This window comes from Curtobacterium sp. USHLN213, assembly GCF_037144815.1.
In the GTDB taxonomy this organism is placed as follows: Bacteria; Actinomycetota; Actinomycetes; order Actinomycetales; family Microbacteriaceae; genus Curtobacterium.
Genome location: NZ_JBBCYQ010000001.1, coordinates 430658 through 451123, shown reverse-complemented (window position 1 = coordinate 451123; position 20466 = coordinate 430658). Strand labels below are relative to the sequence as shown.

The window sequence follows — 20466 nt, the reverse complement described above, 5'->3', positions numbered from 1 at the left end:
GTAACACCGTGATCAGTGATGTCCTGACCGAAGCCACCGAGAAGATGGCGAAGGCGGTCGAGGTCGCCAAGGACGACTTCTCGACCGTCCGCACCGGCCGCATCAACGCGGCGCTCTTCCAGAAGATCCCGGTCGAGTACTACGGCACGCCGACGCCGCTCGCGCAGCTCGCGTCGCTGCAGACCCCCGAGGCCCGCACGCTCATCGTGACGCCGTACGACAAGACGGCGCTCAAGGAGATCGAGCGCGCGATCGCGACGTTCCCGAACCTCGGCGCCAGCCCGACGAACGACGGTGACATCGTCCGCGTGACGATCCCGGAGCTCACGCAGGACCGCCGCAAGGAGTTCGTCAAGCTCGTCCGGAGCAAGGGCGAGGACCACAAGGTCGTCATCCGCAACATCCGCCGCAAGGCCAAGGACGACCTCGACGCGCTCAAGGGCGAGATCTCCGACGACGAGATCTCCCGTGGCGACAAGGACCTCGAAGCCCTGACGAAGAAGCACGTCGACCAGATCGACGACTCGCTGAAGAAGAAGGAAGCCGAACTCCTCGAGGTCTGATGCACCGTCCGGACCAGGGCGGTGACCGCCCCACAGCAGAGAAGCGTTCCGCCAAGGGGCTGCGTCAGGACTTCGACGCGCGCGCACGAGCCGCACGCACCGACTTCGAGGCGCAGCTCCGGCAACGGAAGGCCGACTTCGGCGCCCGCAACGAGGCGCTGACGGCACGCACCGGACGCAACCTGCCGGCCGCGATCGGGATCGCCCTGGCGTTCGCGGTCGTGATGCTCGGCTCGTTGCTCATCTGGAAGCCGTCGTTCATGGTCGTCGGGGCGTTCCTGCTCGGCGTCGGCGTCTACGAGCTCGCGAGCGCCATGCGGTTCGCCGGGCGCGACGTGCCGCGCATCCCGAGCGTCATCGTCAGTGTGGCGATCGTGCCGGCGGCGTTCATCGGCGGTCAGATCCCGGCGCTGTTCACGCTCCTCGGCGGCATCGTGTTCATCAGCCTCTGGCGCCTGGTCGAGGTCGCGCTCGCGCGTCCGAAGCCGGCCGCGGGCAACGTGGTGCGGGACCTCACGAACGGCTTGTTCGTGCAGGCCTACATCACGCTCCTCGGCGCCTGCGTGGTGCTGCTGGCGGCACAGCCCAGCGGGCAGCTCTGGGTGATCGGCTTCATCCTCGTGGTCGTCGCGGTCGACACCGGCGCGTACGCCACCGGGCTCAACCTCGGCAAGCACCCGATGGCGCCGCGGATCAGCCCGAAGAAGACGTGGGAGGGCTTCGCCGGCTCGGTCGCCGCCAGCATCATCGTCGGCATCCTCGTCTCGTGGCTCATGCTCGGGCTGCCCTGGTGGACGGGCATCATCCTCGGCGTGCTCATCTCCGGGTCCGCCACGCTCGGCGACCTCACCGAGTCGATGATCAAGCGCGACCTCGGCATCAAGGACATCTCGTCGTTCCTGCCCGGGCACGGTGGACTCCTCGACCGAATCGACAGCATCCTGCCGTCCGCCGCCGTCGCCTACGTGCTGTACCTCGTCGTCAACCACTGAACGGACCCCTGGTCCACGCCCCAGCGCGTCCAGGTCACACCATGGTCCGGTCCTGGCAGAATGTCGCCGTGGCCACCACCTTCCCGAACGCAGACCGCTCCGCCCTCGGATACGACGTCGACGAGGTCGAGCGCTTCCTCGAGGACGCCCGCCGCGCCTACACGGCGAACGACACCGCTCCGGCGATCGAGGCCGCGAAGATCCGGGCCACCGCCTTCTCGATGCGCAAGGGCGGCTACTCCACCGCACACGTCGACGCCGCACTCGAACGGCTCGAAGATGCCTTCGCGGCTCGTGAGCGCGAGCGGGAGATCGCGGACATCGGGCAGAAGGCCTGGTACGCCGAAGCCCGGTCGAAGGCCTCCGACGTCGTGGCGCGTCTCGAGCGTCCGGACGGACAGCGGTTCGGTCGTGTGAGCTTCCTCGGCACCGGGTACCACCCGAAGGACGTCGACGCCTTCGCGAAGCGGCTCGAGGGCTACTTCCGCGACGGCAAGCCGCTCAGCCTGACCGAGGTCCGCTCGATCGTCTTCCGACCGAAGCACGGCGGCTACCGCGAAGCGCAGGTCGACGCGCTGCTCGACGCCGTCGTCGAGGTCATGCTCGCTGTCCGCTGACGACGCGCTGGTGGCGGGTGCTTCGCTTTCCGTGATCGTTCCGTTATCCTGGTCGAACTCATGGGCAGGCACACGGCAGACATCAGCTCCGACCGCGATACCCGCGAGCACCTCGGCCTCACGGCCGCCGGTGAGCGCCGCGCGGCACTGAACCGAACCCGCACGGCGGAGAACTCGGTCCTCCCGGCGAACCCGACGGTGGTCACGGCATCGGTGCCGACCGCTCCGGCCGTCGCGCCCAAGTCGGTCGCGGCGAACCGCGTGTCGGACACGACGGACGCGCAGGCGTCGGTCGCCCACGCGGTGCCCGCCACCCCTGCCGACGCCCGCATCGTCAAGCAGCGTCGTGCCCGCGCCGTCGCCGCGGCCGCGAAGCCGTCGTCGTCCCCGCAGAGCATGAACACCTTCGTGCGCAAGCGTGCGGCAGTGCCGGTGCTGTCCTTCTTCGCGGTGTCCGGCATCGTCGTCGGCTCGCTGTTCAACCCGCTGCAGCCCGACGTGGCCCAGGCAGCGGTCTCCGCTCCGGTGCTCGTCAAGGCGCCGGCGGCCCCGCAGGAGTACACGGCGCACGGCACCTACGCCGCGTTCGACGTCTCCCGCGACGCGTACGGCGTGACGCTCCCGAAGCCCAAGGTCGTCGAGAAGCCGAAGACCGAGACCGACACCACGGATGCCGACGCGGACACCGCCACGGACGAGACCGCCTCGGTGAGCGCCTCGAACACCCTCGCGGCGACCGCTGCGACGCCGGACCCGGGCAGCGCCCAGGCCATCGCGCAGGAGATGGTGGCCGCGCGCGGCTGGGGGACCGACCAGTACAACTGCCTCGTCTCGCTCTGGAACAAGGAGTCGGGCTGGCGCGTGAACGCGTACAACCCGAGCGGTGCCTACGGCATCCCGCAGGCGCTCCCCGGCAGCAAGATGGCCACGGCCGGCGCCGACTGGCAGACGAACCCGGCGACGCAGATCACCTGGGGCCTCAACTACATCTCCGGCGTCTACGGCACGCCGTGCGGTGCCTGGGGCCACAGCGTCGCGAACAACTGGTACTGATCGGCTGAACGCAGGTGCCGCGGAGCAACCGGCCGCGACGCCCTCGGGGCCGCGGTCCCGAGCAGGACGACGAGCCGACCGGTCTCGACCGGATGATGAGCTCGTGGAAGCGCACCGAGGTGCGCCGCGGCCGTGAGTACCTCGTGCAGCCCATCTCCGCTGCCTCGGCGCAGAAGGAGTACATCTGCCCGGGCTGCGGCGGCACGGTGCTGCCCGGCGTGGCGCACGTCGTCGTCTGGCGTGCCGACGGTGTCCTCGGGGACGAGGCCGACCTGGCGTCCCGCCGCCACTGGCACAACCACTGCTGGAGCATCGCATGACCACCGAGATCCGGTCGAACACCGAGCTGCCGGCCCGACGCACCGACATCGAGCTCGTCACGGACGACCACCTCACCCTGGTCGGAGAGCTCGCCGAGCCGCTGGAGCACGCTGCTCGCGGCACGATCGTCACGCTGCACCCGCTGCCGACCGCGCACGGTTTCATGGACTCGCACGTGCTGAAGAAGGCGGCGGCCCGGCTCCCGGCCCTCGCGGACATCGCGGTGCTCCGGTTCAACTTCCGTTCGGTGACGTCCCCGCGCGGCACGTCCGAGGGCGTCTTCGGCGACGGCGTCTCCGAGGGCTTCGACCTGCGCGCCGCCGTCACGGACGTCGTCGACCGCGGTCTGCCGACACCGTGGCTCGTCGGGTGGTCGTTCGGCACCGAGGTGATCCTCAAGCACGCGCTCGAGCACGTCGAGGCCGGCCGGGTCGCCGGTGTCGTCCTGCTCTCGCCGCCGCTGCACCGCACCACCGACGACGAGATCGCCCGCTGGGCGGAGGTGTCCGTCCCCGTCGTGGCCCTCGTCCCCGAGCACGACGACTTCCTGCAGCCGGACGAGGCGGCACGTCGGTTCGCCATCGCGCCGAACGTCCGTGTCGTCCCGGTCGAGGGGGCGAAGCACCTCTGGGTGGGGGAGAAGTACGTCCGGATCGTGCTCGACGCGATCGCGGACCTCGTCGTGCCGGGCAGTGCACCGCTGCCGACGCACGTCGCCGACTGACGGACGGGCAGGGTCGCGGGGGACGGGTCGCGTCGACGACGCGGGCCGGTCCAGGAGGCGCGGGTCGCGCCTCCTGGGGACCGGCCGACGCTCAGCGCGTGGTCGCGTCCTCGTCGTCGGTGACCGTCGCGTCGTCGGTGACCGACTCGTCGTCGGGCTCGATCACGAGCTCCGCCGGCTCCGCGGCGTCGACCGACGGTGCCGTGCCGAGCAGGCCGGTCGCGTTGGTCAGGACCCCGCGGAGGTTCTCGAGGTAGCCGGCGACGGCGTCGCGTTCGGTCCGGATGGCCGCGAGGCGGTCCTCGGACTCGGCGATGATCGCGGCGGTGCGCTCCTCGGCGTCGGCGATCATCTTGTGCACGCGGTCCTGGGCGTCCGCGACGATCGTGCGTGCGTGCTCCTGCGCGTCCGAGGTGCTGGAGCGCTCGAGGTCGTCGGCCTCCTGCTGGAGGCGCTCGGCCCGTTCGCGTGCCTCGGTCGCGCGGCGCGTCGCCTCGGCGAGCTGCAGGTTCGCCTCGTCGAGGTACTTCTGCGTCTCGGTGACGGTGTCGTGGTGCTTCTGCAGGTAGTCCTGCTCGGCGTCGTCACGTCGGGCGGCGAGTTCTGACTCGAGGGTCGTGCGGGCCTCGTCGCGTTCGCGGGCGATCTCGGCACGGACCTCGTCGCGCTCGCGGGTGAGGTCGGCACGGGCCGTGTCGATCTCCTGCCGGAGTGCCGTGCGCTCGGCCTCGAGCGTGCCGAGCTCGGCGGTGCGGCGGTCGGCGATCTCGGTGTCGACCTCGGCGTGCTCGCGTTCGCGGCGGGCGTCGAGTTCGTTCTCGTGCTCGCGGGCGGCGCGTTCCGCGGTCGCCTCGGCCTCGGCGCGCTCCCGCTCGATGCGCGTCGCATGCTCGTCGAGTTCGCGGGCGATGCGGTCCGCGGTCTCCTGCACCAGCCGGGCGTTCTCGGTGCGGGTCTGCTCCTCGTCGACGCGGAGCTGGGCTCGTGCCGCCTCGATCTCCTGTTCGAGCGCGGCGCGGGCCGAGGCGAGTTCGCGGTCCCACTCTGCGCGGGCGGCCGCGAGTTCCTCGTCGAGGACACGGCGGCGGTCGCCGAGCTCGGTGTCGAGCTCGGCGCGACGGCGGTCGACCTCGGCGGCGAGGTCGGCGCGCCCGGTCTCGAGCTCGAGCGCGTGGGCCTGCTGCTCGTCGTCGCGTTCACGGTGCCAGGCGGCGCGACCCTCGGCGATCTCGCGCTCGAGGGCGTCGCGGCGGGTGGTCTCGTCGCGGTCGAGGTCCTCGACACGGCGGGCGTGGTCGGCCTCGAACACGCTGCGGCGGTGCTCGGTCTCGCGGTCGAGGTCGGCGGCGGCGCGACGGGCCTCGGCGGACTCGCGCTGGGTGATCTCGCGAAGCTCGGCGACCTCGTGCTCGACCTGGGCACGCAGCGCGTTCGTCTCGCGGATCGCGACCGAGCGGACCTCGGCCGCCTCGGTCACGGCGGCACCGCGGATGGCGGCGGCCTCGTTGCGGGCATCCTGCGTCAGGAGCCCGGCCTCGGCGCGGGCGCGTTCGACGGTGTCGGCCGACTCGGCGCGGGCACGGGTGAGCTCGTTCGTCGACCGGGTGCGGGCGTCCTCGAGCGTGTCGCGGGCTTCGTCCTGCGCCTCGCGCAGGGTGCGGTCGGCCTCGGCACGGCTCGAGGCACGGAGCCGCTGCGCGTCGATGTCGGCCTGGCTGATGAGCCGCGTGGACTGTTCCTCGGCGACGCGGAGGGTCGACTCGAGACGGGTGCCGAGTCCGCTGTACGTGGGGGTGCCGGCCTCGTCGAGCTCGCCCTGCAGCTCGGAGACGCGCGCCTGCAGGAGGCGGATCTCCTTCGCGGCGTCGGCCCGGTCGTTGTTCGACTTGATGAGCTCGCGGCGCAGATCGTTCAGCGAGCGGTCCACGTCTTCGCGGCGGTACCCGCGCAGCTCGGTCCCGAACTCTGCCTCGTCGTTCGCCACGTGTTCGCTCCTGGGTGCTCGGCGGAGGGCACAGGGAAGGCCCGGCACGATTGTAGTGGCGCGCGGAGACGGTGGGCTGTGACCGCGGACAGCGGTGGGGGATGCGCCGTCCAGACTCCCTCGCTATCCTGGAGCGCTGATTCGCGCGCCGACACCCCCACCCCGGCGCGGTAGGGAGAAGATCCGTGCGATTCGTCCTGGCGATCGTCAGTTTCGTCATCGGGCTGCTGCTCGTCGCCCTCGCGGTCGGCCAGCGGACCGTGTTCGAGCCACCGTCGTCGCTCGTCGCGGCATCGTCCTCGAAGAGCTCCGCCCCGGTGACCGTGATCCCGGGCTCGACGCTCAACGCCAACCCCGGCTACCAGCGCATCAACGTCTCCGGCTCGGGCAAGGTGTTCGCGGCCTACGGCAAGACGAGCGACGTCGACGCCTGGATCGGCGATGCGAAGCACACGACGATGCGGTTCGACGCCGAGCAGGCGAAGCTCGTCGGCCGCACGACCGGGTCCGAGTCCACCGTGCCGGACCCCGCGGGAAGCGACCTCTGGTACCAGGAGTACGACAGTGCCGGACAGTTCACGGTCCGTCTGCCCGAGGACGTCAGCGTGATCATCGTCGGCGACGGCACGGCCGCGGCCCCGAGCGACGTCTCGGTCACGTGGCCGCGCGACACCGCGACGCCGTCGGTCGGTCCGCTCCTCGTCGCCGGTGGCGTGTTCCTCGTCGGCGGCATCGTCCTGCTCGTCTGGGCGTTCGTGCACCAGCGTCGTGGTCGCGGACCGCGCCGCCGCAGCGGGGGCTCCCGTCCGCCGCGCGTGCGTGCCTCGCGCCGTGCCGCGGCCGCCGGCGCCCAGGTACCGGTCCGCGGTCGTCGCGGCCGCCGGGCGTTCGTGGCGATCCCGGTCCTGCTCGTCGGGGCCCTCGGTCTCGCCGGCTGTTCGTCCGACTACTGGCCGCAGGGGGCGTCCGCGGCCAGCCCGACGCCCACCGCGACGGCGACCGGGACGGCTGCGCAGACCGAGCCGACCGCCGCCACGAAGCAGCAGATCACCCGGATCGTCCAGCGGGTCGCGTACGTGGCGAAACGTGCCGACGACGCTCGCGACGCGAAGCTCGCCGAGCAGCGCTTCACCGGCGCGGCCCTCGACCTGCGCGCGGCGAACTACACGATCCGCGGCAAGGACTCGGACGTCGACGCCCCGCCGACGATCTCGGGGGAGCAGGTGTGCGTGGCGCTGCCGCAGCAGACCGACTCGTGGCCGCGCACCGTGTTCGCGGTCGTCGCCGAGGACTGCGACGCGAAGTCGGCCCCGCAGGCGCTGACGCTCGTGCAGGACTCCGCCCGCGACGACTACAAGGTCGCCTACGACGTCTCGCTCGAGGCCGCGGCGAAGATCCCGAGCCTCGCGCCCACGTCGATCGGTGCCGCCCTGCTCGCGTCGAACACGAAGCTGCTCGCCATCGCACCCGACGAGATCGCGAAGGCGTACGGCGACATCCTCTCGAAGGACAAGGACAGCTCGTACGCGTCGCTGTTCCAGGCGGACGGCGACGGCCTCCGGTCGACCATCGGCAAGGCCTACAAGGACAAGAAGTCCGAGTCGCTGCCGGACACCGCGAAGATCGAGTACTCGTCCGAGGTCCCCGACGACAGCGCCGTGGCGATCGCGACGGACGGCGCCGGAGCGCTCGTGTCCGCCGACCTGAACGAGGTCGAGAAGGTCACGCCGACCGCGGCCGGCGCCGAGGTGAACACCGAGGGTGCTGTGAAGGCGCTCTCCGGTGTCGACTCCAGCACGAAGGGCATCAGCGCGACCTACGGTGTGCAGCTGCTCTTCTACGTGCCCCCGGTGGGCACCGATGACAAAGTGGTCCTGCTCGGGTTCACGCAGGGCCTGACAGCAGCGAGTGAGGTGCAATGACCAACGTCCCCCCGACCCCGTCCGGTCTCCGCGGAGCCGTCGACCTGTCGTCCCTGGTGGACCGCGCCCAGCGGCCGCCCCAGCCCGGCGGGGCCGCTGCCGGCGGCCCCGGGTCCGGCGTCGCCGCCGGTGCTCCCGGCAGCGAGACCGGTGCCGACCTGACCGTCCCGTCGCTCGTCCTCGACGTCACCGACCAGACCTTCCAGGACGTCCTGCAGCTCTCCACGATCGTCCCCGTGATCGTCGACATCTGGGCCGAGTGGTGCGGGCCGTGCAAGCAGCTCTCGCCGATCCTCGAGCAGCTCACCGCCGAGTACGACGGCCGCGTGCTGCTCGCCAAGGTCGACGCAGACACGAACCCGCAGCTCGTGCAGGCGTTCCAGGCGCAGTCGATCCCGACCGTGGCCGCGCTCATCGGCGGACGCCCCCTCGGGCTCTTCGTCGGTGCGCTGCCCGAGGCGCAGGTCCGCGATGTCTACGAGCAGGTCCTCGCCGCAGCCGCCGAGAACGGTGTCTCCGGCCGCGTCACGGTCGACGGAGCGGCCCCGGCCGACGCCGTCGAGCAGGGCGAGCCCGAGCCGGAGCCGCTGCCGCCGCACCACCAGGCCGCGTACGACGCGATCGAGCAGGGCGACTACGCCACCGCGATCCAGGAGTACAAGACCGCGATCGCGCAGGACCCGCACGACCAGATGGCCGTCGCCGGGCTCGCACAGGTGTCGCTGCTCGACCGGCTGAACGGTCGCACCGCGGACGACATCCGGGCTGCTGCGGCCGCCGGGCCCTCCGACGTGCAGGCGCAGCTCGCGGTCGCCGACCTCGACATCTCGGGTGGGCACGTCGACGACGCGTTCGGCCGGCTGCTCGACCTCGTCCCGACGGTGTTCGGGGACGAGCGAGAGGCGCTCCGCGTGCGGCTCGTCGAGTACTTCGAGCTGATCGGCACCGAGGACCCGCGCGTGGTCGCCGCACGCCGGCGTCTGGCGAGCGCGCTGTACTGAGCGCCGACGCGTCGGCGCGGGGCGCGCCTGACGCGCCAGGCGCGCCGGCGCAGGCGTCGAACCACGAAACCGACGTCGAACCACGGTCGCACCCTGGTTCGACGTCGGTGTCGTGGTTCTACACCGTGGTTGTGCACCGCGGTCGTGTCGCGGTCAGGACGCGCCCCCCCGACCGGCGGGGGGCGGGGGGGGGCCCCGCCCCCCCCCCCCCTCCCGTCCGTCGTGTGCGCGCGGCTAGCGCGCCAGCTTCAGCCAGACCGCGCCGAGCGGCGGCACCACGAGGTGCGCGGACGCCGGACGCCCCGCCCACGGGGTGTCCTCGGCCGTGACCACGCCGAGGTTCCCCACGCCCGACCCGCCGTACTCCGCGGCATCGGTGTTCAGGACCTCGTGCCAGGCACCGGCCGCCGGCAACCCGAAGCGTCGCTCGACCGGCACGCCGGAGAAGTTCACGAACACCGCGAGCCGGTCGTCGCCGTCCTTCCGCAGGAACCCGAGCGTCGAGTGCGGTGCGTCGCCACCCTCGATCCACTCGAAGCCGTCGGCCGTGGCGTCGTGCGTCCAGAGCGCCGGCGTCTCGCGGTACACCCGGTTGAGCGAGGACACGAGGTCCTGCACACCGCGGTGCCCCGGGTCGTCGAGGAGCCACCAGTCCAGCCCGCGTGCCTCGGACCACTCGCTGGGCTGGGCGAACTCCTGCCCCATGAAGAGCAGCTGCTTGCCGGGGTGCGCCCACATGAACGCGAGGTAGGCCCGCACGTTCGCGAGCTTCTGCCACTCGTCGCCGGGCATCTTGCCGTAGAGCGATCCCTTGCCGTGCACGACCTCGTCGTGGCTGATCGGCAGGGTGAACTGCTCGCTGAACGCGTACACGAACGAGAACGTGATCTCGTCGTGGTGGTAGCTCCGGTACGCCGGGTCGCGCTCGATGTACTGCAGGGTGTCGTGCATCCAGCCCATGTTCCACTTCTGGCCGAACCCGAGCCCGCCCGCGCTGGTCGGCTGCGTGACGCCCGGCCACGAGGTGCTCTCCTCGGCGATCATCACGATGCCCGGGTAGCGCTTGTACGCGGTGGCGTTCGTCTCCTGCAGGAACGAGATCGCCTCGAGGTTCTCGCGTCCGCCGTGGATGTTCGGCAGCCACTCGGTGCGCGAGTAGTCGAGGTAGAGCATCGAGGCGACGGCGTCCACGCGGAGCCCGTCGATGTGGAACTCCTCGAGCCAGTAGAGCGCGTTCGCGACGAGGAAGTTGCGGACCTGCGGCTGCCCGAAGTCGAACACGTACGTGCCCCAGTCGAGCTGCTCGCCACGGCGGGGGTCCGGGTGCTCGAACAGCGCGTAGCCGTCGAACTTCGCCAGCGCCCATTCGTCCTTCGGGAAGTGCCCGGGGACCCAGTCCATGATCACGCCGATGCCGGCGGAGTGCAGGCGGTCGACGAGGTACCGGAGGTCGTCGGGGGAGCCGAACCGGGCAGTCGGGGCGTAGTAGCCCGTGACCTGGTAGCCCCACGATCCGCCGAAGGGGTGCTCGGCGAGCGGCAGGAACTGCACGTGGGTGAAGCCCGTGTACTGGACGTGGCCGATGAGCTGGTCGGCGACCTCGCGGTAGGACAGCCCCGGACGCCACGAACCGAGGTGGACCTCGTAGACGCTCATCGGACGGTCGTGCGTGGTCGTCCGTGCCCGGTGCTCCATCCACTGCGCGTCGCCGTCGGACCATTCGTGGTGCGACTCGTCGATCACGGAGGCGGTCAGCGGCGGGACCTCGGTCCGCCGGGCGAACGGGTCGGCCCGCTCCACCCAGCCGGAGTCGGTGAGGAGCTGGAACTTGTACCGCTGACCGACGAGGGCGCCGGGCCAGAACAGCTCCCAGACACCGAGGTCGGTCAGACGACGCATCGCGGTGGTGCGGCCTTCCCAGCCCTCGAAGTCACCGATCACCCGGGCTGCGGTCGCCCGCGGGGCCCAGAGCGTGAACGAGACGCCGTCCACGCCGTCGACCGTGGTGACGTGGGCGCCGAGGTGGTGCCACAGCTGCTCGTCACGGCCCTCGCCGAAGAGGTGCAGGTCGAGTTCGCCGATCGTCAGGGGGAACCGGTACGCGTCGTCGGTCGTCCAGGTGATGTCGTCGCTGTCGGTCGACGGGTCCGGGTCGTAGTCGGCCTCGACCCGGTACCGTCCGAGCTCGCCGGGGGTCGCGCCGGCCCAGAGGCCGTCGCCTTCGTGCGTGAGCTCGACGTCGTCGCCGTCCGGCCGGACGATCCGCACGGCGGTCGCGAGGTGGCGGACCACACGAACGCTCGTGCCGCCGTCGACGGGGTGCGGTCCGAGGACGTCGTGGGGCTGGGACCAGCGGGCCTCGGCGACCTGCTGGCGGAGCCACTCCTCGACGGGGGCGGGACGCGGGCCGGTCGTCTCCGGCGTGGTGTCGGTCGGACGGGAGGCGCGGGTCGACCCCGCCTCGCTCGTCGCGGCGAGCGGGCTGCCGCCTTCGCTGGTCGGCGCGTCCGCCCCGTCGCCGGGGCCGTCCGTGTCGCCCGCGTCGGCCGACGTCGTGACGCCGGTCGCGCCTCCTGTGCCGTCACCGGCGGCCGCGGACCGCTCGACGGACTCGACCGCCTCGACCGTGACGTGGCGCGGGTGGGCCGCGTCGGACGCGTGTCCGGCGAGCGTGGCCGATTCGGCGACGTCGCGGTCCGGCGCTTCCCGTCGGGCCGGGGGTGCACCCGGCAGGTCCTCGCCGGGCGCCGAGACACGTGGCTCGTAGCGGGGGGTCGCAGGCTCCGGCGATGCCGACGGACGCGGTCCTCCGGCTGCCGGCGTCTCCGGTGCGACGTGCTGCGCCGGGTGCGTCGGGCGCGGGGTGTCGGCCGGCATGCGGCGGGGCAGCACGGGCGGCGGGGGCGGCGGCACCGGCGGAACGCTCGGCCCCTGCCCCCGGTCGTTCGGCGCTGCCTTCGGTGCGTCGTCCTCGGGGTGGGTGTCGGTCATCGGTGGGGTCCCTCCACGACGAGCAGGTGCGCGGGTTCCTGGAACGCGTCCAGGCGGACGTAGTTCGACGATCCCCAGACCCAGCGCTGCCCGGTCACGACGTCGCGGACGTCGAACGCCTGCTCCGGGTCGAGGCCGAGGGCGGCGAGGTCGAGGTGGACCGTGGTCTCACGGGCCGAGTGGGGGTCGACGTTCGCGACGACGATCACGGTGTCGTCGCGCCCGGAGCGGATGAACCGTCCGGGCAGGTGCTTGGAGTACACGACGATCGCCGGGTCCTCGGCGTCGTGCACGTGCAGGTTCCGGAGCTGGCGGAGCGCCGGGTGTGCCTGCCGGAAGCGGTTGAGCATCGTGACGTACGGCGCCAGGCTCGCGCCCTCGGCCTCGGCCAGGGCGAAGTCACGCGGCTTGTACTCGTACTTCTCGTTGTCGATGTTCTCTTCCGAGCCGGGGCGTGCGACGTCCTCGAACAGCTCGTACCCGGAGTACATGCCCCACGTCGGCGCACCGGTGGCCGCGAGCGCCGCACGGATCTTGTACCCGGCGCGGCCGCCGAACTGCAGGTACTCGGTGAGGATGTCGGGCGTGTTCACGAACAGGTTCGGACGCAGGTACGCGCTCGTCTCGTGCGAGAGCTCGTCGAAGTAGTCGGCGATCTCGTCCTTCGAGTTCCGCCACGTGAAGTACGAGTACGACTGCTGGAACCCGACCTCGGCGAGGGCCCGCATCATCGCCGGGCGCGTGAACGCCTCGGCGAGGAACACGGTGTCGGGGTGCTCGTCGCGGATCTCGCGGATGACCCGTTCCCAGAACCAGAGCGGCTTGGTGTGCGGGTTGTCCACGCGGAAGATCCGGATGCCGAGGGCGATCCAGTGGCGCAGGACCCGCAGGACCTCGGCGACGAGCCCCTCGGGGTCGGTGTCGAACTGGATCGGGTAGATGTCCTGGTAGCGCTTCGGCGGGTTCTCGGCCGTGGCGATGGAGCCGTCCGCGCGGACCGTGAACCACTCGGGGTGCTCGGTGACCCAGGGGTGGTCGGGCGAGCACTGCAGAGCGAAGTCGAGCGCGACCTCCATCCCGGTGTTCTTCGCCGTCTCGACGAAGTCGCGGAAGTCGTCCTCGGTGCCGAGGTCCGGGTGGATGGCGTCGTGCCCGCCGTCGGGGCCGCCGATGGCCCACGGGCTGCCGGGGTCGTGCGGCCCGGGGGTGAGCGTGTTGTTCGGACCCTTGCGCGCGGTCGTGCCGATGGGGTGGATCGGCGGGAGGTACACCACGTCGAAGCCCATGCGCGCGACGCCCGGGAGCCGTCGTGCCGCGGTGCGGAAGTCGCCGCTCTTCCACGAGCCGTCGGGGTTCTTCTTCGCGCCTTCGCTGCGGGGGAAGAACTCGTACCAGGCGCCGACACCGGCGCGGGTGCGCTCGACGTCGAGCAACTGCGTGGGCGAGTGCGTCCGGAGCGAGGTGAGCGGCGCTTCTTCGACCTCGCCCGTGATGCGCGGGTCGTCGACGGCGGCGAGTCGTTCGGCCGGGTCGAGGTCGGTGTCGCGGATGCGCGCCGCCGCACGCGTGGCGGCGGGGGAGTCGGTCTCGTCGGCGAGTCGGTCGAGGAGCGCCGCCCCGTCGAGCAGGGTGGCCTCGGTGTCGACGCCCGCGGCGATCTTCAGGCGGGCACCGTGCAGCCAGGACGACCAGTCGTCGGCGTAGGACTCGACGTGCCACGTCCACACACCGGTGTGGTCGACCTGGACGGTCGCTTCGTAGCGGTCGGTGCCCGGGGCGACGAGCACCATCGGGACGGTCCTGGTGCCGCCGTCCGGTCGTTCGAGGACGAGGTCGGCGCCGATGACACCGTGCCCTTCGCGGAAGACGGTCGCACCGAACGTGATCACCTCGCCGTCGAACGCCTTGCCGGGGAACCCGTTGGGCGTCGTGGGGGCGAGCTCGGTGATCGGGATGCGCCCGATCTTCGGTCGGCGGGGTCGGTCTGCAGTGGCCACGGAGCCGACGCTACCCGGCGAGCGCCTCCGCGTTCCCCGGAACGTGCCGTCCGTGGAGACCCGGGCGCGCCGTGGCGCTGTGGAGGAGCACCGCGCGACCGTCGTGCCGGAGCCGACCCGCGCCTCCTGGACGGGCCGCCGTCAGGCGATCTCGAACACGTGGATGCCCGGCCCGTACGCCGTGAACACCTGACCCGCGGGCCGGAGCCGCTCGTGGTCGCGGTGCTTCTCGCTGGACCAGGCGAGCCGGTACCCGAGCACGTCCTCGCGCACGGGCAGCGTCATGTCCCGCGTGCGCCCACTGCCGTGCACCACCACGAGGACGCGGTCGAACGGCTCGTGCTCCGGCGTCGACTCGACGAAGTACTGCAGCGCGCGGTGGATCGGCTGGTCCCACCCCTCGGCCGTCATCGGGTGGCCGTCGGGCCCGTACCAGGACATCCGGGACGCACCGGGGGTCTCCTGCCCCTCGACGCCGAACCGGGTCGGCCGGAGGGCGGGGTGCGCGGCGCGGAGCCGTGCGAGTGCGGAGACGGCCTCGGTCATCGCCTCGGCGTCCTCGTCGTCCGACCAGTCGACCGGGGTGAGGTCCTCGGACACCACGTAGGCGTTGTTGTTGCCGTGCTGCGTCCGGCTCCGCTCGTCGCCGGCGGTGAGCATCGGCACGCCCGCGGAGAGCATGAGCGTCGCGACGAGGTTCCGCATCGACCGGCCCCGCGCCGCCCGCACGCCGCGGTCGGCGGTGTCGCCCTCGATGCCGTGGTTGAACGAGCGGTTGTCGTTCGAGCCGTCGCGGTTCTCCTCGCCGTTCGCCTCGTTGTGCTTGCCGTCGTACGACACCAGGTCGAGCAGGGTGAAGCCGTCGTGGGCGGTGACGAAGTTGATGCCGGCGAGCGGCCCGCGTGCCGTGTCGAAGAGGTGGCGCGAGCCGGTCAGGGCCCCGGCGAGCGCGCCGATGCCGGTGGCGGGGGCGCCGTGGCGTCGCTCCTCGGCGATGTCGGTGAGCCAGAACTGCCGCACGGTGTTCCGGAAGCCGTCGTTCCACTCGCTCGTCCGCGCGCCGAACGAGCCCGTCTTCCACCCGTCCGGTCCGACGTCCCACGGTTCGGCGATGACCAGGGTGTCCTGCAGGTCCGGGTGGTTCCGGATCCGCTCGAGCAGCGGGTGCGACGGGTCGAACACGTGGTCGGCGTCGCGGCCGAGCGCCGCCATCAGGTCGAACCGGAACCCGTCGACCTGCACCTCGCGCGCCCAGTAGCGCAGGCTGTCGACGATGAGGTCGGCCGTGGCTTCGACCGAGGTGTCGAGGGTGTTCCCGCAGCCGGTGGTGTCGTAGTACGAGGCGCCGTCGGCGGTCCACCGGTAGCGGTTCGCCCCGTCGATGCCCCGGAGCGAGGTCGACGGGCCGCCGAGGCCCTCTTCCGCGGTGTGGTTGTAGACGACGTCGAGGACGATCTGGATCCCGGCTGCGTGCAGGAGCCGGACCATGCCCTTGAACTCGCGCAGCACCGCGGAGGCACCCTCGGCCCGTGCACCGGGGGAGGCGTGGGCGGCGTGCGGCGCGAAGAACCCGAGCGTGTTGTAGCCCCAGGCGTTCTCGCGTCCGGCGTCCCGCAGCCACCGTTCGGTGTCGAAGGCGTGCACGGGCAGCAGCTCGAGCGTGGTCACACCGATCCGGTGCAGGTGCGCGATGGTGCTCTCGTGGGCGACGCCGGCGTACGTGCCGCGGAGGTCCTCCGGGACGGCCGGGTTCGTCGCGGTCAGGGTCCGGACGTTCGCCTCGTACACGACGACCCGGTCGAGCGGCGTCGTCGGCTTGACCACCCCGCCCCAGTCGAACGTGTCGTCGACCACGACACCCGTCCAGCGTGGTCCGGTGCCGCGCACGATCCCACGGGCGTACGGGTCGAGCAGCGGACGCACCGCGTCGAACGCGTCGCGCGGACCGGCGGGACCGTCCACGAGCAGGTGGTACGTGTCCCCGGGTCCGACTCCCGGCACGGCACCCGCCCAGACGTCGCCGGACCGCGTCAGCGGGAACGTGCCGCGGCCGTCGACCACGACCGACACGGCCGTCGCCGTCGCCGACCGCACCGAGAACCGCGGGACGTCGGCGGTCAGGAGGAACCCCGGGGTCTCGTCGATCGCCGTCTCGTGCATGGCACCAAGGGTACGAGGACCGACGAGTATCCTGGAAACGCTCGTTCAGGGGGTGCAGATGCCGGTCTACCTCGACCACGCCGCGACGACGCCGATCCTGCCGGAGGCGCTCGCCGCGTTCACCGCCGCGCTCGGCACCGTCGGCAACCCGTCGTCGATCCACAGCGCGGGGCAGCAGGCGAAGATGCTGCTCGAGGACGGCCGCGCCGCCGTCGCCGCCTCGCTCGACGCCGACCCGGTCGAGGTCGTCTTCACCTCCGGCGGCACCGAGAGCATCAACCTCGCCGTGAAGGGCATGTTCTGGGCGCGGCAGCAGGACCGTCCGCGCCCGCGCATCGTCGTCCCCGGTGGGGAACACCACGCGACGGTCGACACCGTCGAGTGGCTCGAGCGCCACGAGGGCGCGGTCGTCGACGTGGTCCCGTTGGACGCACAGGGTCGCGTCGACCTGGTGGCCCTGGAGGCGCGGCTCGCCGACGCCTCGGACGTCGCCCTGGTCACGTTCCTGTGGGCGAACAACGAGGTCGGTACGATCGCGCCGGTGTCGCGGATCGTCGAGCTCGCGCACGCCGCGGGCGTGCCCGTCCACAGCGACGCGGTCGCCGCGTACGGCCAGGTCCCGGTGTCGTTCGCCGCCTCCGGGCTCGACGCGTTGAGCGTGTCAGCGCACAAGATCGGCGGCCCGGTCGGCATCGGCGCGCTCGTGCTCGGCCGTCGTGCGACCGTCGAGCCGCTCATCCACGGGGGCGGGCAGCAGCGCCAGGTGCGGAGCGGGACGCAGGACGCCCCGGCTGCGGCGGCCTTCGGGGTCGCGGCCGCGATGCCGCACGCGGACGTCCGGGCACTGCGGGACCGGCTCGTCGCCGGGGTCCGGGCAGCGGTGCCCACCGCGGTGCTGATGGGGGACCCGGTCGACCGGCTCCCCGGCAACGCGCACTTCACGTTCCCGGGCTGCGAGGGGGACTCGCTGCTCTTCCTGCTCGACGCCGCCGGGGTCGCGGTGTCGACCGGCTCGGCGTGCCAGGCCGGCGTGCCCGAGGCCTCGCACGTCCTGCTCGCCATGGGGCTGTCGGAGCAGGACGCCCGCGGTGCGCTCCGGATCACGCTCGGGCACACCACGACCGACGCCGACGTCGACGCGTTCCTCGCCGCGCTGCCGGACGCGGTGGCGCGCGCCGGAGCCGCGGGGATGGCGTCGAGGGAACCGCTCCTGGGGCGCTGACCGGTCCACCGGGGCCGACCCGCGCCTCCGGGGCTGGGAAGCACCGGTAGGATCGGTGATCATGGTCGAACTGGACTTCACCGAGCAGCTCTCCGCCCTCCGCGAGACCTTCGGCAACATCCGCTCGGTGGTCGACGTCGACCGCCTGCAGCGTGAGATCGCCGATCTCAGCGAGCAGGCCGGGGCCCAGGACCTCTGGGACGACGTCGAGCACGCGCAGCAGGTGACGAGCGCGCTCTCGCACCGGCAGTCGGAGCTGAAGAAGATCACCGACACCGAGCGCCGCATCGACGACCTCGAGGTGTTGGTCGAGATGGCGAACGAGGCCGACGACCAGGACTCCGCCGACGAAGCCGCAGCCGAGCTCAAGGCGATCCAGAAGACGATGGGCGACCTCGAGGTGCAGACGCTCCTCGACGGCGAGTACGACGACCGCCCCGCGGTCATCACGATCCGTGCCGGTGCCGGTGGTGTCGACGCCGCGGACTTCGCCGAGATGCTGCTGCGCATGTACCTCCGCTACTCGGAGCAGCACGGCTACAAGACCACCGTGATGGACACGTCCTACGCGGAAGAAGCGGGCATCAAGTCCGCCACGTTCGAGGTCGACGCCCCGCACGCCTTCGGCACCCTGTCGGTCGAGGCCGGCACGCACCGCCTCGTCCGGATGTCGCCGTTCGGCGCCGCGGGCAAGCGGCAGACGTCGTTCGCCGCGGTCGAGGTCATCCCGCTCATGCCGGAGACCGAGTCGATCGACATCCCCGAGAACGACATCCGCGTCGACGTGTTCCGCTCGTCGGGCCCCGGTGGGCAGTCGGTCAACACGACGGACTCCGCGGTCCGCCTGACCCACATCCCGACCGGCACCGTCGTCTCGATGCAGAACGAGAAGTCGCAGATCCAGAACCGTGCCGCCGCCATGCGCGTGCTGCAGTCGCGCCTCCTGCTCCTCAAGAAGGAAGAGGAGAACGCGAAGAAGAAGGAACTGGCCGGCAACATCACGGCGAGCTGGGGCGACCAGATCCGCTCGTACGTGCTGGCGCCGTACCAGATGGTCAAGGACCTGCGGAGCGAGCACGAGGTGAACAACCCCTCAGCCGTGTTCGACGGTGACCTCGACGGGTTCATCAACGCGGGCATCCGCTGGCGCAAGCAATCCGACGATTCCTGAGCCGCGCGCCTCGGTTGATTTCCGGGCGACGCGACCTACCCTGATCCGGTCATGATCAAATTCGACCAGGTCACCAAGGTGTACTCGGGCAACCCGAGCCCCGCCCTCGACGCCATCTCCCTCGAGATCCTCAAGGGGGAGTTCGTCTTCCTCGTGGGCGCGTCCGGGTCCGGCAAGTCCAGCTTCCTCCGCCTCGTGCTGAAGGAGGAGAAGCCGTCGCGCGGGCAGATCCACGTGCTCGGGCAGCGGCTCGGCGCCCTGTCGTCGCGCAAGGTCCCGTACTTCCGCCGCAACCTCGGCGTGGTCTTCCAGGACTTCCGGCTCCTGCCGAACAAGAACGTGTTCGACAACGTCGCGTTCTCGCTGCAGGTGATCGGCAAGAGCAAGGGCTTCATCAGCGAGGCCGTCACCGACGTGCTGAAGCTCGTGGGCCTCGCCGGCAAGGCGACGCGCATGCCGCACGAACTCTCCGGTGGTGAGCAGCAGCGCGTGGCGATCGCCCGCGCCGTCGTCAACAAGCCGGCGATCCTCCTCGCCGACGAGCCCACCGGCAACCTCGACCCGACGACCTCGGCCGGCATCATGGCGCTCCTCGAACGCATCAACCAGGGAGGCACCACCGTGCTCATGGCGACCCACGACGCCAGCATCGTCAACCAGATGCAGCGCCGCGTCATCGAGCTCTCGAACGGGACGATCCTGCGCGACGAGCAGTCCGGCGGCTACCAGACCCAGGCCGTGCCGATCCAGCGCGCGGGCGTCTCGAACACCACCGGCATCCAGACCATCCCGGGGATCATCCGATGAGGCTCGGGCTCGTCATGTCCGAGGTCGGCTCGGGCCTGCGGCGCAACGCGTCCATGGTCGTGTCCGTCGTCCTCGTGACCTTCATCTCGCTCACCTTCGTCGGCACCGCGATCCTGCTCCAGATGCAGATCAACCAGATGAAGGGGTACTGGTACGACCGGGCGCAGGTCGCGGTCTACCTCTGCACCGACACCGACACCACTGGTAACTGCACGGGGGCAAAGGCCACCGACGACCAGCGCAAGCAGGTCCAGGAGCAGCTCGACTCGTCGACCCTCAAGCCGTACATCGAGAAGACGTACTACGAGGACCAGGACCAGGCGTACGACCGGTTCAAGCAGCAGTTCAAGGACTCGCCGGCGACGGAGTTCGTCAAGCCCGAGTACCTCAACGAGACCTTCTGGGTGAACCTGAAGAACCCGTCGCAGGCGGACGTCCTCGTCGAGAGCCTGTCGAAGGTCGCCGGCGTGCAGAGCGTGGTCGACCAGCGCGGGTACCTGCAACCGATCTTCAACCTGCTCAACGCCTCGTCGTACACGGCGATCGGCATCGCGGCGCTCATGCTCGTCGCCGCCGTGCTGCTCATCGCGACGACCATCCGGTTGTCCGCGTTCAGTCGACGGCGAGAGCTCGGCATCATGCGCCTGGTGGGGGCGTCGAACCGGTTCATCCAGACACCCTTCGTGCTCGAGGGGGTGATCGCCGCTGCCATCGGGGCCGTCCTGGCCGGTGGCGCGATCACTGCGGTGGTCTGGTTCTTCGTGCGGAACTACCTCGCGCAGCGGTTCTCGGGCACGGCGTTCATCGGCATGGGGGACGCGGCCGTCGTGGTGCCGTCGGTGATCGTGATCGGCATCGTGCTGGCGGGACTGTCCGCCTTCGTCGCGATCCGCCGCTACCTGAAGGTCTGACGCGCCGGCAGTCGTGCTGGCCGAGTCTCG

General features: G+C 71.3%; 16 protein-coding genes. 12 read left to right on the top strand and 4 right to left on the bottom strand.

Going from position 1 to position 20466, the window contains the following annotated elements; genetic code table 11:
• Window positions 1–8 precede the first annotated feature (8 nt).
• From frr to WFH25_RS02020, 6 genes are all read left to right on the top strand, one after another.
• Complete coding sequence (frr, locus tag WFH25_RS02045; RefSeq protein WP_070416389.1) at window positions 9–563, top strand: ribosome recycling factor; 555 nt, start codon at window positions 9–11, stop codon at window positions 561–563.
• On the top strand, window positions 563–1555 hold the full coding sequence (locus tag WFH25_RS02040; RefSeq protein ID WP_336696651.1) for a phosphatidate cytidylyltransferase: 993 nt from the start codon (window positions 563–565) through the stop codon (window positions 1553–1555). The genes frr and WFH25_RS02040 overlap by 1 nt, the downstream gene beginning before the upstream one ends.
• A 68-nt stretch (window positions 1556–1623) precedes the next feature.
• Window positions 1624–2172, top strand: coding sequence for a DivIVA domain-containing protein (locus WFH25_RS02035; RefSeq protein ID WP_070419098.1), 549 nt, complete (start codon window positions 1624–1626; stop codon window positions 2170–2172).
• A gap of 396 nt (window positions 2173–2568) precedes the next feature.
• On the top strand, window positions 2569–3225 hold the full coding sequence (locus WFH25_RS02030) for a transglycosylase SLT domain-containing protein (RefSeq protein WP_441294445.1): 657 nt from the start codon (window positions 2569–2571) through the stop codon (window positions 3223–3225).
• 14 nt (window positions 3226–3239) lie between these two features.
• Window positions 3240–3545: a hypothetical protein gene (locus WFH25_RS02025; RefSeq protein WP_070416388.1), complete on the top strand. Its 306-nt coding sequence runs from the start codon at window positions 3240–3242 to the stop codon at window positions 3543–3545.
• Window positions 3542–4270, top strand: a complete 729-nt coding sequence (locus WFH25_RS02020; protein WP_336696649.1) for an alpha/beta hydrolase — start codon at window positions 3542–3544, stop codon at window positions 4268–4270. The genes WFH25_RS02025 and WFH25_RS02020 overlap by 4 nt, the downstream gene beginning before the upstream one ends.
• Before the next feature lie 91 nt (window positions 4271–4361).
• Here WFH25_RS02020 and WFH25_RS02015 read toward each other — a convergent pair whose 3' ends face one another.
• A complete protein-coding gene (locus WFH25_RS02015; protein ID WP_336696648.1) occupies window positions 4362–6254 on the bottom strand; it encodes a hypothetical protein in 1893 nt (630 codons plus the stop codon).
• Window positions 6255–6439: 185 nt separating this feature from the next.
• Here WFH25_RS02015 and WFH25_RS02010 point away from each other — a divergent pair, with 185 nt between their 5' ends.
• Both WFH25_RS02010 and WFH25_RS02005 read left to right on the top strand, forming a co-directional pair.
• Entirely contained in the window at window positions 6440–8176 is a 1737-nt protein-coding gene (locus WFH25_RS02010) for a hypothetical protein (RefSeq protein WP_071296164.1), read from the top strand.
• Entirely contained in the window at window positions 8173–9177 is a 1005-nt protein-coding gene (locus WFH25_RS02005; RefSeq protein WP_309779823.1) for a tetratricopeptide repeat protein, read from the top strand. Before WFH25_RS02010 ends, WFH25_RS02005 begins: the two co-directional genes overlap by 4 nt.
• Window positions 9178–9411: 234 nt before the next feature.
• Here the strand turns inward: WFH25_RS02005 and glgB are convergent, their stop codons facing one another.
• The 3 genes from glgB to WFH25_RS01990 all read right to left on the bottom strand — a co-directional run bounded on the left by glgB (window position 9412) and on the right by WFH25_RS01990 (window position 16325).
• A complete protein-coding gene (glgB, locus tag WFH25_RS02000; RefSeq protein ID WP_336696647.1) occupies window positions 9412–12168 on the bottom strand; it encodes a 1,4-alpha-glucan branching protein GlgB in 2757 nt (918 codons plus the stop codon).
• Window positions 12165–14165 carry an alpha-1,4-glucan--maltose-1-phosphate maltosyltransferase gene (locus WFH25_RS01995; protein ID WP_336696646.1) on the bottom strand — a complete coding sequence of 667 codons (2001 nt, stop codon included), beginning with the start codon at window positions 14163–14165 and terminating at the stop codon, window positions 12165–12167. The genes glgB and WFH25_RS01995 overlap by 4 nt, the downstream gene beginning before the upstream one ends.
• 141 nt (window positions 14166–14306) lie before the next feature.
• Entirely contained in the window at window positions 14307–16325 is a 2019-nt protein-coding gene (locus WFH25_RS01990) for a glycogen debranching protein (protein ID WP_336696645.1), read from the bottom strand.
• A gap of 58 nt (window positions 16326–16383) precedes the next feature.
• On the opposite strand from WFH25_RS01990, the gene WFH25_RS01985 reads away from it, so the two are divergent.
• From WFH25_RS01985 to ftsX, 4 genes are all read left to right on the top strand, one after another.
• Window positions 16384–17547 (top strand): cysteine desulfurase family protein, encoded by a 1164-nt coding sequence (locus WFH25_RS01985; RefSeq protein ID WP_309779820.1) that lies wholly within the window; start codon window positions 16384–16386, stop codon window positions 17545–17547.
• Window positions 17548–17608: 61 nt separating this feature from the next.
• Window positions 17609–18718, top strand: a complete 1110-nt coding sequence (gene prfB, locus WFH25_RS01980; RefSeq protein WP_070419094.1) for a peptide chain release factor 2 — start codon at window positions 17609–17611, stop codon at window positions 18716–18718.
• Window positions 18719–18769: 51 nt separating this feature from the next.
• Entirely contained in the window at window positions 18770–19525 is a 756-nt protein-coding gene (ftsE, locus tag WFH25_RS01975; protein WP_070416382.1) for a cell division ATP-binding protein FtsE, read from the top strand.
• Complete coding sequence (gene ftsX / locus WFH25_RS01970) at window positions 19522–20436, top strand: permease-like cell division protein FtsX (protein WP_070416381.1); 915 nt, start codon at window positions 19522–19524, stop codon at window positions 20434–20436. The genes ftsE and ftsX overlap by 4 nt, the downstream gene beginning before the upstream one ends.
• The last annotated feature ends 30 nt before the right edge of the window (window positions 20437–20466 follow it).

Excerpts from the sequence above, each read along its gene's own strand:
- glgB (WP_336696647.1), bottom strand. The coding sequence starts at position 12,168 with ATGACCGACACCCACCCCGAGGACGACGCACCGAAGGCAGCGCCGAAC.
- WFH25_RS02020 (WP_336696649.1), top strand. The coding sequence starts at position 3,542 with ATGACCACCGAGATCCGGTCGAACACCGAGCTGCCGGCCCGACGCACC.
- WFH25_RS02005 (WP_309779823.1), top strand. The coding sequence starts at position 8,173 with ATGACCAACGTCCCCCCGACCCCGTCCGGTCTCCGCGGAGCCGTCGAC.
- ftsX (WP_070416381.1), top strand. The coding sequence starts at position 19,522 with ATGAGGCTCGGGCTCGTCATGTCCGAGGTCGGCTCGGGCCTGCGGCGC.
- WFH25_RS02040 (WP_336696651.1), top strand. The coding sequence starts at position 563 with ATGCACCGTCCGGACCAGGGCGGTGACCGCCCCACAGCAGAGAAGCGT.
- WFH25_RS02030 (WP_441294445.1), top strand. The coding sequence starts at position 2,569 with ATGAACACCTTCGTGCGCAAGCGTGCGGCAGTGCCGGTGCTGTCCTTC.
- ftsE (WP_070416382.1), top strand. The coding sequence starts at position 18,770 with ATGATCAAATTCGACCAGGTCACCAAGGTGTACTCGGGCAACCCGAGC.
- WFH25_RS01990 (WP_336696645.1), bottom strand. The coding sequence starts at position 16,325 with ATGCACGAGACGGCGATCGACGAGACCCCGGGGTTCCTCCTGACCGCC.
- WFH25_RS01985 (WP_309779820.1), top strand. The coding sequence starts at position 16,384 with ATGCCGGTCTACCTCGACCACGCCGCGACGACGCCGATCCTGCCGGAG.
- prfB (WP_070419094.1), top strand. The coding sequence starts at position 17,609 with ATGGTCGAACTGGACTTCACCGAGCAGCTCTCCGCCCTCCGCGAGACC.